This window comes from Paraburkholderia sp. BR14312 (assembly GCF_040948675.1).
GTDB classification, from domain to species: domain Bacteria; phylum Pseudomonadota; class Gammaproteobacteria; order Burkholderiales; family Burkholderiaceae; genus Paraburkholderia; species Paraburkholderia nodosa_A.
The window spans coordinates 1-16,137 of sequence record NZ_JBFPKI010000018.1; the positions used below are offsets into that span (position 1 = coordinate 1).

10 protein-coding genes and 1 pseudogene are annotated in these 16,137 nt (G+C 56.8%); 3 read left to right on the plus strand and 8 right to left on the minus strand.

All coding sequences use genetic code 11. From position 1 onward, the window contains the following. Positions 1 to 199 precede the first annotated feature (199 nt). Together AB3X98_RS37140 and AB3X98_RS37145 are read left to right on the plus strand one after the other, a co-directional pair. The gene (locus AB3X98_RS37140) at positions 200 to 829 is read left to right on the plus strand and encodes a hypothetical protein (protein ID WP_368605367.1); all 630 of its coding nucleotides are present in this window, start codon (positions 200 to 202) and stop codon (positions 827 to 829) included. A gap of 227 nt (positions 830 to 1,056) precedes the next feature. Further along, the gene (locus AB3X98_RS37145; protein ID WP_368605366.1) at positions 1,057 to 2,421 is read left to right on the plus strand and encodes a hypothetical protein; all 1,365 of its coding nucleotides are present in this window, start codon (positions 1,057 to 1,059) and stop codon (positions 2,419 to 2,421) included. Between the two features lie 126 nt (positions 2,422 to 2,547). Here AB3X98_RS37145 and AB3X98_RS37150 read toward each other — a convergent pair whose 3' ends face one another. Both AB3X98_RS37150 and AB3X98_RS37155 read right to left on the minus strand, forming a co-directional pair. Beyond that, the gene (locus tag AB3X98_RS37150) at positions 2,548 to 3,588 is read right to left on the minus strand and encodes a DUF3800 domain-containing protein (RefSeq protein ID WP_368605365.1); all 1,041 of its coding nucleotides are present in this window, start codon (positions 3,586 to 3,588) and stop codon (positions 2,548 to 2,550) included. Beyond that, positions 3,585 to 5,417, minus strand: a complete 1,833-nt coding sequence (locus AB3X98_RS37155; RefSeq protein ID WP_368605364.1) for a hypothetical protein — start codon at positions 5,415 to 5,417, stop codon at positions 3,585 to 3,587. Before AB3X98_RS37155 ends, AB3X98_RS37150 begins: the two co-directional genes overlap by 4 nt. A 323-nt stretch (positions 5,418 to 5,740) precedes the next feature. Here AB3X98_RS37155 and AB3X98_RS37160 point away from each other — a divergent pair, with 323 nt between their 5' ends. Continuing rightward, positions 5,741 to 10,144, plus strand: a complete 4,404-nt coding sequence (locus AB3X98_RS37160) for a hypothetical protein (protein WP_368610406.1) — start codon at positions 5,741 to 5,743, stop codon at positions 10,142 to 10,144. Positions 10,145 to 10,645: 501 nt separating this feature from the next. Here AB3X98_RS37160 and AB3X98_RS37165 read toward each other — a convergent pair. The 6 genes and pseudogenes from AB3X98_RS37165 to AB3X98_RS37190 form a co-directional block, all read right to left on the minus strand. Further along, positions 10,646 to 11,083 carry a hypothetical protein gene (locus AB3X98_RS37165; protein ID WP_368605362.1) on the minus strand — a complete coding sequence of 146 codons (438 nt, stop codon included), beginning with the start codon at positions 11,081 to 11,083 and terminating at the stop codon, positions 10,646 to 10,648. A 75-nt stretch (positions 11,084 to 11,158) separates the two neighbouring features. Next, a complete protein-coding gene (locus AB3X98_RS37170) occupies positions 11,159 to 11,395 on the minus strand; it encodes a hypothetical protein (RefSeq protein ID WP_368605361.1) in 237 nt (78 codons plus the stop codon). Positions 11,396 to 11,493: 98 nt separating this feature from the next. After that, a complete protein-coding gene (locus tag AB3X98_RS37175) occupies positions 11,494 to 11,691 on the minus strand; it encodes a DUF3562 domain-containing protein (protein ID WP_254334989.1) in 198 nt (65 codons plus the stop codon). 590 nt (positions 11,692 to 12,281) lie between these two features. Further along, positions 12,282 to 12,737: pseudogene (locus tag AB3X98_RS37180) on the minus strand (phosphate ABC transporter substrate-binding protein PstS); the annotation flags it as partial. A gap of 543 nt (positions 12,738 to 13,280) precedes the next feature. Further along, the gene (locus tag AB3X98_RS37185; protein ID WP_254334987.1) at positions 13,281 to 14,021 is read right to left on the minus strand and encodes a 3-ketoacyl-ACP reductase; all 741 of its coding nucleotides are present in this window, start codon (positions 14,019 to 14,021) and stop codon (positions 13,281 to 13,283) included. Between the two features lie 895 nt (positions 14,022 to 14,916). Beyond that, positions 14,917 to 15,711, minus strand: a complete 795-nt coding sequence (locus AB3X98_RS37190; RefSeq protein ID WP_254334985.1) for a helix-turn-helix transcriptional regulator — start codon at positions 15,709 to 15,711, stop codon at positions 14,917 to 14,919. Positions 15,712 to 16,137: the final 426 nt, after the last annotated feature.

Genomic DNA, 16,137 nt, shown 5'->3' on the forward strand with positions numbered 1-16,137 from the left:
ACCAGCGTCGTGTCCGGCTTCATGGCAGGCCCCGCAGCGGTTGCAGCAGTCTGCCAGCTTGCCAGCGCTCAAAAACACGACATCTGTAAATAGCCAGAACACGACATTAGGACGTAGCCCTCACATCCAAAAGGTTCGATAAATTATATTATGTAAAATGACGCTAGCAGTTGCGTGAAAAAATAGACCGAGGACCAAAATGACACCACTTACCCTCATTATGGGGCCGATCGACGATCGCCCACCATTGAGCAACCGTCGAACCATGCAGATCCTTGACACCAGCGTGTGGCTGACGATCAGTCCTGCTGGTGGCGACAACCCGGCGCCTGCGTTGCTAAGGCCCGGCGCCTTGATAACCGCTGCGCAGCTTGGACGAATTATCCCGGGTTTGGCGAAGGTCCAGTGGAAGCCGCTGTCCGCTGGTTTCGGCACGAAGATCGCCAACGAGTACGCTGCAGAGGTCGATGGCCTTCGGATGAATCTTGTTTTCGGGTTGCGAGATCTCTCCATTGAGCAGGACGTCGTTGATCGTCATCTAGAACGAGCCGCGCGCATGCTTTCCGCTGCCCTGCAAGCCGCGCCTGGAGATGACGTGGCCGAGAGTTGGGATGTGACGATTGACGACAAACGCTACACCGTCTGCGTGCGCGGGGATCGCAGCTGGTGGGCTGCGGAAGAACCGGATGACCCAGCCGACCCCGCTACTGCGAAGGTTGTACACGCTGAAACACCGCCGGCGGACGTCGAGGCCGCAGTGCGTGTCTGGGCAAAGCAATTGGGACACGGCTCCGACATCGTGATCCGTCGCGCTGGCGACGCCATTTAAGTCAGGGGCCTTGGAGGCCCTTCCCCGTCTAGACCACCTCGGAAGCATCGCATTGGCACTGGAAAGGCTCACGGTTCTTAGGGAGCTCGAGACGCTCTATTCGGGCGACGCGGGCGCAGCTCGTTGAAGACTACCGTGCTCTGCGCGAGGCATACACCGAGGCCTTCGCGGACATAGAGCCGCGCGCGCAAGTGGCCAGTTGACCGGAGCGTTGGGGGTGAGAGCGTGTGAAAATACGAACTGCGCGACAACAGAACCTCTTCGTTCTTCAGAACGACGTATACTTCGCGCGGGACGAACTGCTTTCCTCCACAGATAAAATGACCGAAACCACTCTTCGCGCGCGCGATGTGTTCACGCCCAATCGCACGCCATCGCACACGTTCGTAACCGATCACTTGACAGAGCGACGGGAGAAATTTGAGGACGCGGTCGAACGCGGATCCACACTTATCTCCATTTCCGGCCCGTCGAAGTCAGGGAAGACCGCATTCGTTGAAAATCTTGTGGGCAAGCAAAACCTGTTGGCGATCACCGGTGCAAACGTGAACCATCCCGACGATCTGTGGCGTCGCGTTTTCGATCTTCTCGGGGAAGCGGATAACCAAACCGTCAGTTCAGAAACCAACAACCAGAGTACGGTGACGGGTGGTGTAAAAGCGACCGGAAATCTTATGGTTGCAAAGGTGGAGGGTAGCGGCCTTTATGCCGACGCCACCGGCGGTAAGGAAACGGTTTCGGCAACCCATAAGCTTGACGCTCTGCAGCAGCTGATTCGCTTGCTATCTGGAACGGAATACGTCGTGTTCATCGACGACTTCCACTATATCTCGCGAGAAATCCAAGAAGAAGTTGCTCGTCAGATCAAGGAAGCCATCGCGAAGGACGTGAGAATCGTGTGCGCTTCGGTTCCCTATCATGCGGATGACGTATTGCGCGCAAACAGCGATCTTCGTGGTCGAGTGGTTGCGATCGACTTCGATTACTGGACTCGCGAAAACCTAGCAAAGATCGCCGAGTTGGGGTTCAGAGTGCTAAATCTGGCTCTTGATCCGCAGTCAATTGCGCTCATTGCCGACGAGGCTGCAGGCTCGCCTCAACTCATGCAGACGATGTGTCTTGAGGCGTGCTTCGAATCAAAAAACAAAGCCCGAGCCAGCGAACCTGTGACATTGCCAAATACGCGCGCATTCATAAATGCAGTCTGCTTTCGCACGGTAGCCACAGCCGACTACACCTCCTTGGTGGAAAAGCTGAAGGAAGGACCCAAGACGCGCGGCACGGAAAGAACGCAGCACCCATTGAAATTGGGCGGGACGGGGGACGTTTATCGAATCGTGCTGCTCGCGCTCAGCTCAGACCCACCCAATCTTACTTTCCGTTATCAGCAACTGCAGGACCGGATTCGCGCGATCTGCTCCGATTCGGTGCCAAGTGGCTCAAGTGTGATCGGCGCATGCGATCAAATCGCGACCATTGCAAACTCGGCCGAGGCAAACAGTATCATCGAGTGGGACGCCGATAACGATGTATTGGATATCCGAGATCCCTATCTGCTTTTCTATCTGCGTTGGTCGGATTCGGTGAGCTAAGGCGGTCGCCGCTTGCTGGCACAGTCACGCGGCTTCGATCGCGCGTCGGGTTATCGGGACGTCCCCCGTTTCTGTGGTCCAGTATCAAACTTGGGCGTCGGCGGACAATCGCTGACCCTACGGATGTCAGCGACCAAACCCCGGCGCCAGCATCGGGCGAGTGTACGCACTCATCATTCTGAGCAACTGCGAGATCGGTTGATTAACGTAGCCCGTCCGATCTAACGAAACCAGCGCAATCGGCGGCGCGTTATGTTCACGCTGAAGCATGTTGCAGCCGAGCGCTCGCGCGATACGCCCTGGTTGCTCAAACCCTCCACGAAGCAGCCGCCTCACGCCACCGGCGACAAGGTCGGCGACCTGAATGCCTGCGGAACAGTCGGAATCGACGAACTGGAAGTCTTCGTGGAGAATTTTTCCGAGATTTGTTCCCGAGTTAATCGATAGTCCGTATTCGCGCTGCAGGTATTCGGGCGCTTGACCATCTTCATACTCGAACCGTCGAAAGTAGCTGTAATCGGCGCCTTCGAGCATGATCATCGGGTCCTGGAGTGAGCGTGACTGCAGAAGGCCGGCCAGAATTTCCTTAAACGCTCGCTCGTATTTCGTTGGAGACTGCGCTTTGCGATCTACACGCCAACGAAACGCAGCTAGGGTACAAGGGTCCCGCTGCACGTAGTAGACCAGCGCCCTTGTTAGGATGGTGTGAAACAACCCCACCTGGCAAACGAGCTGTGTATAAAGCTGTAAAGGCAGCTTCTCAATTCCGTCGGCAAGCGCGGTGACCGCGGCGCGGCCCTCCTCGTACAGCATCCGCGGAGCGTTTTGACGAATTTTCTGCGCCTGCATGTTCCGGTGATGCTCTATTTGCCGGCCGCGATGAAGACCGACGTCGACTGCAACCGCGAAGGCCAATCCATCCAGACCGCGAAGTTGGTCGAGAAACGCTGCATAACCTTCGTCCGGGAGGTCGCGAAGCTTGGTTTCGGCCCCCGCCCCTGACTTCGTTCTGAGCGCGGTGACGAGACCCGCCACCTCTTCCAGCTGCCGGCCTGGAACAACATAGGCAGCAACCACGCAGAACGCATTCTTTCGGTTCGAGAGGACGAACGTGCCAGATTCATCCACGAAGATGTTCAAACCGGTCGATGCTTCAGGAAGGTTCACTGAAAGCCTTCGTCGGATTGCGTCAGCCACACGAGAAGTCGATCCTCTTTGTTGGCCTCGAGTTCGCCAAGAATCCGATTGAGCGTGTGCGCGCGCCGATCAAAATATTCGTTCGCACTCTTGAGCGTTGGCTGAAATTGCAACTCCACAAGAAATCCATCGAGCGCATACTTCAAATAGACTTCAAGGTTTGCACACAGCAGTCGGGCACTGCCTATCCGCCTCGCGCTATGAACAACGTCATTTCGAGCCTGGTAAATTCGACGAATATGCCATTTCAAGCGGTCCGAGTGGCTACTCAGTTTGCCTTTAAGTCGTCCCAAATTCGATAGCGCGTCAAGCAACTCCTTTGCCGCTGACCAGATGTAGGGGTGATCGGCGCAGGTAGCCAGAACAGCAGTGACGACAGGCTGTTTTTTTAAGAGCGAATACAGATCAACGAGCGTCATGTTTCCCAGAGCGATCGCAGCTTGTGTGTCTGGATCAACCAGTTGCGCGCCCAGTTCAATGAGCACGAGACGCAACGCATGCAGATGCTTGGGAAGGTACTCCAGGGTGACCACAGGAGCCAGCGCGTTTTCGACAGTGACGCCAATGTTGGTGCTATCAACATCGTTGGTCATGAACTCTAGAGCAGTCCACCAGTTGACGAGCTTGTTTTCGAGATTTGTCGTTTCGCTCCCGAGTCGGTAAAGCCGGAACGCCGAATAGATCCGATCCTGCGCGCCGGGTTCGACGTTTTCGTGACCGGCGAGCCGTTGGATCTGCCCCATGAAGCGCTCAAACTGCGCCGTGCTGACGGACGCGCGCGGATTAGGGATCGACTCCCCGGCAAGGTCAACCAACCCGGGAGCGCGGCGCGACGAGGTGGATACGAGAAACTTCTCAGACAGCTGTATCTGCCGACGTTCGTAGCTGTATCGCATTACGTCGAGCACCCGAGCGATGCGGTCCCGCGCGATTGCACCGGCCATGCGCGCTTCCGACGCCAGAACTGTCGTGGACGCAAACACTTTGCCGCCGCCTTCGGTGGCAAACCGGCGAGCGCCGCTCTTGGTTCCTTCGGGAAGGGCCGGCGCGGCGCTTGAGAAATTGATATCTGCGATCGTCTCCGGAAACTCTTCGGGCCGGGATACGCTTGCCAGCGTGAAGATCACCGTATAGTCTTGCGGCGGACGCTCGATGCGTGCGACAGTCCGGCGAAGCGCGAGGTTGAAATCGTACGGATGACCATTGGTCGGCTGCCACTGGCCAAGGTGTTGTTTGTGAAGCCAGAAGAGCGTTTCCAGCGTCCACCCCGTGTCAACGAGAACGCTCAGGAGCGCTCCGACGACGCTGCCGAGGGTCCTCAGCGCACTCGCGTCGTCATCGATGCTCGCTCCGTCCGGCTGCGTGACCAGGTCCCGCAACAATGCAATCGACCGGGTGATATATAGCGACTGGAGGTCGACCTGCAGTTCGCGACAGAAGGTATCGATCAGACGCCACGACAACGTGACCTGTCCAGAGCTTTCCGTCAGTTTTCCGGAGGGCTTGTCGAGTAGGTCAACCAAGTCTTTGGCTCGGCGAGCGAACTCGGATGGATGATTGATAACCGCATCGAATTTAAGAATCGAGCGCGCCTCCGCCGCAACTTGGAGCCGATGCCCTTCGCTCACCCCGTCGATGCAAACGCGTCGTAGTTCACGGATCGCGTTGCACGGGTTCATCGTCCGCAAGCGGAACGCGTCGAGTGACGCCTCGTGAACCAAGTTGTACCAGCATTCTGCAACGTAGCGCTGACGCCGAGTAAGGGCCGGTGCCGCGGACATCCGGGGATCAATGCGCATGGATTGCGTCGAGATGGGAAAACGCTTATTCTATAGGCTCTGTCGCGAAGCATCTGACGACAACCGAAAAAAGGGGCAAGGGTTCTGTCCGGTCTGGGCGCGTTCCCGCGGCAGTTCCCTCCCCGCCTATACGACGGCCCGCAACCTTGCGGGCCGTTTTTTTTGCCCGTCGCAAACGGATATCCATGTCCACGGCTTTTATGGCGAAGTTGCGCGACATTGCACGAAGAACGCTGCAGTTGCATTGGTTTTTCGCGATCTGCTTTGATGCAGGCATTACGAGTGTGCTCCAAAAATAAAAGGGCGGTATCGATATGGACTTCGTGGATCTCGATCGACATTTTGTCCCGCTGGCAAACGACAAAGACGCGACGCTCGAATGGGGTCCACACTGGGGCCGTAAGTACGGGGGATGGCTCGGCTGGCCCGAGCTATTGACGCGGCGCCGTGTTGTCCTTCTTGCTGAAGCGTTGAGTGGGAAAACGAGAGAACTTGAACATCGCGTAAAGTGCCTGAAGGGCGACGGCCGGGCAGCGTTCTTTGTCAGAATCGAAGACTTGGCCGACCGCGGATTCCTCGTAGCACTCGACGATGAGGATGTCGGGTTGTTTCGAGCGTGGAAGGCGTCCAGTTCTGGTGACGCGTGGTTTTTTCTGGACTCGGTCGATGAGGCACGCCTTAACGGCAAACGCTTCTCGTCCGCACTCGAAACCTTCCGGAAGGAGCTCGGTCGTGACAACCTGAACCGTGCGTTCGTCGTCGTCAGCTGTCGGGCTAGCGATTGGAGGGGAAAGTCCGATCGCGATGCGCTCCAAACGGAGTTGCCGTTTGAGGACGTCGAACACGCGACAGCCCCGATGGCGGACGCTGAGGAAGTCTTGCTCTCGCCACTGTTTAACGCGGAGAAACACCAAAGCCGCAACTCGCGACAGAAGGAACCACGGGTCAAGCCACGCGAGCTATCAGTGGTTCAACTCGCACCATTGAGTGGCGACCAGATGGCGCAAATGGCTGACGCCGCGGGCCTGGACGGCCAAGCATTCAGACGCGCCATTGAACTCGCGGGGCTTGAAACTATGGCCGAACGCCCCGGTGATCTCATCGACCTTATCGGCTACTGGGCTGCACACAAGGCGTTCGGATCCCTTCTCACCATGACCGAGGAGAGTATCCGCCGCAAGTTGCGGGAAGAGGACGTCTACCGGCCCGAGGCCGCGATCCTGAGCCCGGAAAAGGCAAGGCAAGGTGCAGAGCGCGTGGCGGCTGCGTTGGTCTTGGGTAAAACCTTTTCACTGAAAGCGCCGGGACAGGATGCCGATCCCGCTCTGTCGCCTGGAGCTATCGACGCGTCCAGCGTCCTAGTCGACTGGGATCAGAAATCCGTGAACGCCCTGCTGCGCACTGGATTGTTTGCGCCGAGCACCTACGGAAGGGTGAAATTCCACCACCGTTCGACGCAGGAATACCTCGCGGCTTGCTGGCTTCGGTCGTTGCTTGAGGAAAATTGCCCGCAGCACGAGATCCATCGACTTCTATTTGTAGAACCCTACGGTGTCAAGACCGTGGTGCCCACGCTGCTTGCCGTATGCGCATGGTTGTCCCACTGGATACCTTCGTTTCGCGACGAGCTGATCAACCGGGAACCGGTTGCGCTTATGGTGCATGGCGATCCGAAATCCTTGCCCATCGAAGTTCGGGGAGCGTTGCTGGACTCATACGCCAGCCTCGATGCGACCGGGCAACTTGACGCCGAGAACGTCGATTACCGGGCAGCGTGGATGTTCTCGGATCCACAACTCGCCGCTGATATCACACGAGCCTGGAACAAGAACGAGAGATCGAACTTTCGCTTGCATCTTCTGCAGATCATAGAAGAAGGGAGAGTCAAGCGCTGCGTTCCATTGGCAAGGAGAGTCGCGCTCGATCACGCACAGGATCAGTATCTCCGGCTGGTCGGTGCGCGTGCACTTGTAGCGTGCGAAGATGTTTCCGGGCTGCAGGCGCTGGCAAAGCAGGTCCGGTCTGAACCGGACCGCCTGAGCGCACGGCTCGCCCCCGAATTTGCACTTGCGCTGTATCCGCGCTACCTAAGTACTGCAGACCTGCTGCAGCTTATCGATCGCTCACGAGTTGCAAAACCGTTCTCGAGCGAAGGATTCGCATCGCACCTAGCCGAACTACACAATCGTGCTCCTACGCGCACCGCGCAGCTACAGCTGGTACAGGGGATAGCTGAACTTGTACTTCCGTCACTGAAGATTGACGAAGTCGACGATTCGAACAACCGGCACGCAGAGCTTTGCAGTGGAATCGCGAAACTCGCTTTGACGGAACTCGCTCAGTGCGAATCAGGCGAAATTCCGCACGGCGTATTGCGCCTTCTGATGGCTGTCGAACGTGCGCCGCGAGCCAGTGGAGACAGCGATGACATTGATGCACTCGCAAAATGGGTCCGCGCCGACAAGGCGCTCAATCGGCAGCTCATGTGGGCGGATGCCGGGACAACTCGCACAGGAAACATCAAGCAGACGTTGCCTGTGCGTGTGTTCCAGATCGGTCCTCACATGGGTCGAACACTGTGGGCAACCAATGTCACCGATGTCGAATGGTTAATCAAGGATGCGAGCCGGAAGGCGAACGAGCACGAACGGCGGATTGCATTCAGTGCCGTTTACTTGGCCCTGCTCGCCAACAACCAAGTCGAGAATTGCCCACTCGCCTTCGACGAGCTGCTGTCAAACGATCCTGCGCTGCAGAATGATTTCACCGAGTACACAACGCCGCGCAAGCCTGAAGAATGGGAGCTCACACACGCGGAGTTTGAAAGAAAGAGGGAGTTCGAAAACAGTGCAGCAAAGCAATCGTGGAGAAATTTACGCACAAGCTTGATTGCCTGCCCGGAGTTACTGGACAAGGAAGAGGCGCTATCGTCATGGAAGTCAGGCTTACACCGGCTCCACCACCTCACAAAGTGGGTACGGCTCACGGCGGCTCAAAGAGAAATGGAAGGGATGTCCTCGTGGCGTCTTCTGCGGACAGCTTTCAGCAACGAGGTTGCGGAGCACTACGCAAATGGAATGCGCCTGGTATGGAGGCGCATTAAACCGGAGCGCCCGCTAGTTAAGGTGGACGGAACGTACACGACCAAGCATGTAAGTGTTTTAGCGATTGATGCCTTGGAGCTTGAGAGCGCTGAGCCAGGCTGGCCCAGCAAGCTCACCGATGCAGAAGCGCGAATGGCAATCAGGCACGCGATCATGGCTGGATCGATCAAGGCAACGTGGGTCGACCAACTTCTCCACTCAAAAGGCACCGTAGTCCTACCGGAAATCGTTTCGGGGGCTCGACTTGAGTTTCGATCTGGGGGGCGTTATAGCGACATCCTGATGAACACTGCATACAGCGAAACCGCTGCTCGAAGCGCGGTCGCACGTGAGGTCTTTGTCCTTCTAAAAGCCAAAGATCCGGTGGATATGACCACACTGCAATATAGCCTACGGACTATCGGTCGATGTATTGGCGAACTCCCGCGCGAAGAACTACTCGCGTTGGTCAAAACGCGCGTTTCCCGACAGCTCGCTGCAGGCAACACAGACCGTGTCCTCGAGTATCTCAGCATCCAGTCGTTGCTCGACGGCGAGGGAGTCGCGAGATTCGCCCTCGCCCTGCTCATGCGTGGTCGATCTGAAACCGATGACGACTTCAGTGCCAGGGTGAAGTACTGGCTGGGCGCATTGTTCGATGGCTTCGGTCGCTCTGGATGTGCAATCGCCGCTCTGGACACCATGCCGATTGAAGCGTTGGCTCAATTTCTAAGACTCGCATACCGCCATGCACCCATTGCTGACCATCGCCCTACGAATGGCGGCACGCGGTCGAATCACGACCCCGCGGAAATGGCGCGCAGCACGTTGCTACAACACCTCATGAACAGACGTGGCGTTGATGCCTTTTCCGCCATCACGACGTTGGCGTGCGAGCCAGACTTCGTCGATTCGCGGCTCAGGTTTATGGAACTCGCGCACAGCAAAGCACAAACCGACGGTGACATCGTGCCATGGAGTGCGGATGAAATTGTTCGATTCACCCGGGGATATTCAGCTCCAGCCAAAAATGGCATGCAGCTCCTGAGGCTGACGATCGACCTGGTTGACGATATCACGGCATCGTTCAACAACGCGGATGCGTCGACTCGCGCCCTCCTCGCTCGTGCGGGTGACGAAGAGGAAGTCCAGCTTTGGCTTGCCGAGCGCTTACACGAACGAAGCCGTGGCCGCTATCATACGCACCGCGAAACCGAGGTCGCCGATCGAAATGAGCCCGACATCGTTGTTTCCTCCAGTTCCATCGACGTCCAAGTTGCTATCGAAATAAAGAACGGTAATATGGGCTGGACAGTCCCACAACTTGAGCGAGCGATCGCTCATCAGCTTGCTGAGGACTATCTTCGAACGAGAAACCGCCGCCACGGAATTCTTGTGATCAGCCTACACAAGCGCAGAACGTGGAGAGTGGGCGGAGAGGTCTGGGATTTTGCGCAGCTCATTGCACATCTTCAGTCCTTCGCAAAATCCATACGGTCAAACCGGACGGGAGCAGTCGAAGTACGGGTGAGAGGCGTGGACGCCTCCGAACCCCTCCTCGCCGAAACTCTCAAACTTCGATCCGTAAATAAGAGAACGCGTTCGGTTAGCAAGCGCAAGCGTTCGACGGTGCTAGCCGCTTAGATAGCAGCCGATCGTTGAAGGTGACGGCAACCTATTGACGTTTACCGCAGTCCGAGGTCAGGGAAAGGCTTCGACACGGCGGTGTCGTGAGCTGTTCGCGGCCCTGTGTCTAGTCAGAGAAATCCTCGATGTGAAAGTTATTAATATTAGGATCGCATATCAATCAAATATAATGAAAAGTTCGATCATTGTTTTTATGTAAAATTCGCTCGTGCGCGGAAGGAGGCGCGCACGCCCGGTGGTTCTGATCGACATGCTGACATCTCGGGCCGGTCGCGGGAGATCGCGTCACCTGCGGGAGTACCACCCGATCGGCGCTCACAAAACCCCCGCAGCCCGCCTAATCGGTGTGACCGTGACATCCCGCCGGGTGCTTCGCTTGCAGGCTCAGTTCGCGTGTCGCTGTGCACCGCATCGCAATCCGCCGCTCACATACCGAATACGGCCGCCGCATCGTCCAACAATAGAAGTAGCGCTGCGCTGCTCCCTCGCGCGGGCGCTTCAAACCACGGGACTTGTACCCTTGCGTCGATTCCACAACGTTTTATCGAAATCTTGCTCGCCGATCAGGGCACTCCATGCGATAGCCCAGCGCGCGGCTTGGACTGCGTTCGTCTCGTCGCATGCTGCGAGGCGCGCCATCGCACAACGTACGCGCTCGCGCATGTATCGTCTGCGTTCCTCGGCGACTGACGGAAAGGGAGTTCCGATGGTGTCGCCCGATTCCGCTGCAGGCATGGTGGCAATACGCTTCAGAGCCAGACTGCCGTCCGCCATAGCTGCACTCTCGGTCGCGAAATCTCTTTCGTTGTAAGCAATTACCTGGAATCCCCCGCCGCGCTCGCGAAGGACACTGATACCCCAGTGCCAGGCACCTTCTTGGGCGAAGACGTGAAGTGTGGCGGGTTTCCCTTCCATCACGCACTGCAGCCTGGACATGGCTACCCTCATGAAGTGCCAGTTCGGACGTTCGAGTTTACCGACTAAAATGCTGCGACGCAACATTAACGACACCTAGTCACCACGCGCACCGCTCTTTTTTGCCCGCGCGTCAGCTTTCCGGCAAAGGTCGCTCAGCAACCATCGTGCAACGGTTTCCGGGCGATCCATGCCATATGGCGAAAACTTGATTTCGCTATCGTAATAGACGACGCTGCCGCCCAAGACGCGAAAGCGGCCCTCGCGAACTATGCCGTCGATCGCGACTTGTACGTCTTTCGTCGCTTCATAGTCTGCGTTTGTACTTGTCATTTTTTGTGCACCGCAAGCAAAACCAGACGGTTGCCCGCAATCAACGGACAACTGCGAACACAGCAGAGATGACCGTACTTTACGTATCGTGCCATTAGTTAATGATTGGCCTTCGATGCGGCTCGCAAAGTGTCACGCACGCGCTTCGCAGCGAGTAGTGGCACATAATCGAGAATCTGCGCGTCCTTACGGAAGACCTGCAACGTCTCGGCGTACATCTGCGATACGACATCTTCTGAGGTCGCGGTCAGCACAGCGATTTCGTGAATCACTTCCTGCGAATCCTGGGTCTTCATGGGCACCCCACGCTGTACTCGGCGAGAATCCTCATTAGAGGGGAGTCGCAGACCTCTGACCAATTGATACGGTCAATCGCGAATCACCTGTTAGTTGACAGATTCGTGTCACCGACAAAGGCACCATAGAAGCGAGACTTGATCAAGGTCCGGAGAGAGTTCGAAAGTTGCGATTGGCGCCACGCCGCGTCGGATAACCGCCCAGGGTCGGATTTTGCCTTTTGCACGAGACACGCTCCCGAGGCGATCGTCGCCCCGAGTCGTGCAATGCGCTGTGGTTACCTGCTCCTGGACGCGTTTTTTTCGATATCGAAACTGCAAGCGCAACGATGCGTGGTCAGACAAACGCCTTTACGTACTCGCGAAGTTCGCTGGCCGCTCGATAGTCCGTCCGTGCGACGCCCCTCGGTCGCGCTGTCTCCCGCAGCCTTTTTCGAGCGGCAATAAAAAACCCGCCTTCCGGCGGGTAAGGTTGACTAGCGGATGCAGCGCGATTCTTGCACGGCGTCAGGAACTGTATGGCAGCGTATCGTGACTGGATTCTCCAACCAGACACAAGCGAAGACTGCGCATACAAGTCGCGCAATTTCTCAAGGCGCCACTGATTTACCGCTGGCATCTGTCACCTTGACTTTCCATTGAGCCTCGATTTCGCTCACGACCGACTGCGGCAGGGAGATGTAATCGAGGCTGTCAGCAGCCGGCGTGCCATTCTTGAAGGCCCAGTCGAAGAACTTGAGCGTTTCCTTGCCCTGGTCCGGCTTGTCCTGCGCCGTGTGCAGCAGCACGAATGTCGCGCCGACCACCGGCCATGCGTCCTTGCCCGGCTCGTTCGTGAGGATCTGGTAGAACGACTTCTTCCAGTCCGCGCCAGCGGCCGCTGCCTTGAACGTTTCGGTGTCCGGCTGAACAACGGCGCCCGACTCGTTCTTCATGGCAGTGTAGACCATGTGATTTTGCTTGGCGTACGCCCACTCGACGTAGCCGATCGCGCCCGGCAGACGCTGCACGAAGGCGGCGACGCCGTCGTTGCCCTTGCCGCCCGTAGCCGCCAATAAAGCAAGCTGGCCTGTGAAGACAAGGAGGTCCGACATTGATGTACGGCCTCCTCCTTGGGTCCCGTTCACCCCGACAAACGAGGTCCTGGGCTCACGTCGTCGTCGATGCCGTCAGCCAGAACCGAACCGAGGACGGGCTGTCGGCCTGAAAATAGCGGGCTGAAGCGCATGCGAAACCCTGTTGCCTGAAATGCCTAACGTCGCGTCCGGGGCCGTTGCCACCAGTCATCGTGATCAAGGTTGCGCAGGAGATCGGCTCGGCGCCGTTCACGACGGTAGTGCGCCATGACCGCAAACGTAGCGACGACAAGTACGATCGTGCCAACAGCCATTCCCAGCCAAGATTGATCCACGTCGGCCTCCACAGGTATGTCCGACCCCACCTCCTGCTACGGGTGGTACGCACCACGCAAAGCCTTGCCATAGGTGGGTGGGCGCTCAACTGCCAATTTCCGCGCCAAAAGGACGAATTCGCCCGATGGCCCTGACGCCAATTGCGAGTGCAAAGACCAATTGCTCATAGGGACATTGTTATCCCATGTGAAGGCCGCCGTTCAGCGAGAAGTCTGCTCCAGTTGCAAAGGCCGATTCGTCGCTCGCGAGCCACGAGACAATCGATGCAATCTCATTGGCTTCTCCAAGGCGCCCTACTGGAATGCTCCGGATAATGACATCCAGCACTTCTTGAGGTACGGCCCGAACCATCTCCGTCCCAATGTACCCTGGGGAAACCGTATTCACTGTGACACCCTTCGACGCGACTTCCTGAGCAAGCGCCATCGTGAAACCATGAATGCCAGCTTTCGCGGTTGAGTAGTTGGTCTGGCCGAACTGTCCTTTTTGTCCATTCACCGACGAGATGTTGACGATGCGCCCCCACCCTTTGCCGACCATCCCATCGATGACCTGCTTGGTCACATTGAAAAGGCTGGTGAGATTTGTGGCAATGACTTCGTTCCAATTCTCACGTGACATCTTGCGAAACACGCCGTCCCGCGTAATTCCCGCATTGTTCACCAGCACATCAATCTCACCAAGCTCCTTCTTTACCTTCGCGAAGGCGACCTCGGTCGATTCCCAGTCCGCGACGTTGCCCTCCGACGCGGTGAAGTTAAAACCGAGCGCTGCCTGCTCGGCCAGCCACCGCTCGCGCCGCGGCGAGTTCGGCCCACAGCCGGCCACAACGGTAAGCCCGTCGCTATGGAGCCGCTGGCATATTGCGGTTCCAATTCCACCCATTCCCCCGGTTACATAAGCAATTCGCTTTGCCATGCTGACGTTCCCCTGTGCGCAACGTTGATTAACTGAAAATGCCTTCGGGTATGATGACGATGAGTAAATTGTTGCTGCCTTCGTAAATCTCAGCTAGAGCTGTCGAACAATTTGCGAATTCCGTTGCGGTCCTAAGCGTACGACGGCGAGGCGAACAAAAAATCGCATGCGTAAAAGCTGCGAGTTTTACTTCGGCAAGTGCACATGTATCCGATTTTGCGAGACAGGACAAGGAGCGATGGCTTACCTAGTTGTACCAGGCGAATGACCGCGCTTTACAAATGCCCGAAGCACTTCAACTGCTCTGAGATTTCCCCGTTCCTCCAGCTTCCTGACGAGTGCACGCATGAATATTTTAGATTCTGCGCTTCCGTATGCGGATTCAAACTGGAGAAGGGTTTCCTTGACGGCCGCTTGCATGCTTTCTTCATGTTGCATGCTAGCAATGTGAGAAGCGCTTCGCGCCAGGTCCATTTCATGATCGGCAAGCCACTTCGCATCACCTGCCCTCCCGTTGCGGCGACCTGTTGCCATATCGATACCTCTCGCCTGATGCGAATTGACCGGCGGTTCTTCCGCGATACCCGAACAGGCGCGTCCGTGCTTCTAGTGATGACGGAGATACCCGTGCCCAGATAATCGAGAGCTAATTGATACGTAAAAGCTAGTGCATAGCCTTCGCCGTCATAGTGCGTAAGCAATGGCGTTGTCGGTTAATTCAGATTGTGCCGCAAGCCGCACGCAGCGCCTTGAATGAAACTGCTGTTCTAGTTTTGCACGCTGTTCGGGGAACAGGAAGAGGGAGCCACCGAAGCACTGTAACCTGCGATGCGCCGAGGGCCGAGTTACGCTATCCTGTTCACATGCGGGTCTCACGCGGAATCTTCATACCAGTTTAATTCCGGCCGACCGGTTCCTTGCTTATCTGCAGGCGAACGGCTTCGGGATTGGAGAGAAACGAAGGCGTGAGATCGAAGTACCGCCTAAAGGTCCGGCTCAAATGCGCCAGATCTGAGAATCCCGACGAATGTGCGATTTCGGTGAGCGTCACATCTGCGACAAACATTTCCGCAGCTTTGCACATCTTGACCCAAAGCAGATATTCGCGAATCGCAACACCCGTCTCTCGCGAAAAGAGATGTGCGAGGCGGCTCTCCGAAAGGCCGCAGATACCTGCCAATCGCCGCGGATCCGTGCGTACCGGCACGTGAGTGCGAAGCCAGGAGGCAACCGCGTCAACGCGGGCATCGGCTGATTGCGATCTTGCTGCCTCCGGAAACAGCGCGCTGAGCAGTCCCTGCGAGCCGGCACGCACCATTTCGCAGTCTTGTCGTTCATTGAGAGCCGCTGCGGCGGTTCGCATTACAAAATCATCCACCCTGTTCGATAGATCGACAACCCGCTTTTCTTTCAGCACTTGTTTGAGCAGGTACTGGCAAAGCTCGCTCGCCGAGTCCAGTTGGACGCTATACAGCCCGGCATCACGCGCCGTGATTGAGCGCCAGACATTGGGGGCGACCAGCAAGACGCGCCCGGTGTGGCTCTCATCCGTCGTATCGAGCCGCAGCGTGTTCCAGGTACCAACCACCACCACCATCGCGGGGCGGGACGTCGCCTTTGCCGTGATACCTGGTGCTGTGTAAATGATCCGATCCGCGAAGATCGAAAGGGAAACCATTGGATCAACCATAGACTGAATTCCTTTCGAAAGGATCAACCTCGCACCGGGACCGCACGGTGAGCGACCGTGATGGCCGCCAACCTATGTCATTGTCCCGCGATGGGGTAGGTCGATTTGAGCGCAGTACCGCAACCGTACCCTGAGTCAGTTATCGTCGAGCGAAGGCTTCAACTACATAACCAACTGTGCAAATGTAATTTGCCCAAAGCGGCTTACCAAAGCTTCGATTTGAATGATATGAGCGCCCATTTCAAAAAAAACGCGGCCCGAAAGCCGCGTAAAAACAGATGAAAAAAGACCGCTCCTTAGTCAAAAGGGGCGAGGCAAATTTTATCGCTGCGCCGAGCGGAATTTCAGGTCACAATCTGGAAAATTGCCTTTCACAAAATGACGGAAACTATGCGTTTGCGGTCGACCGGGACAACCGATTCGACT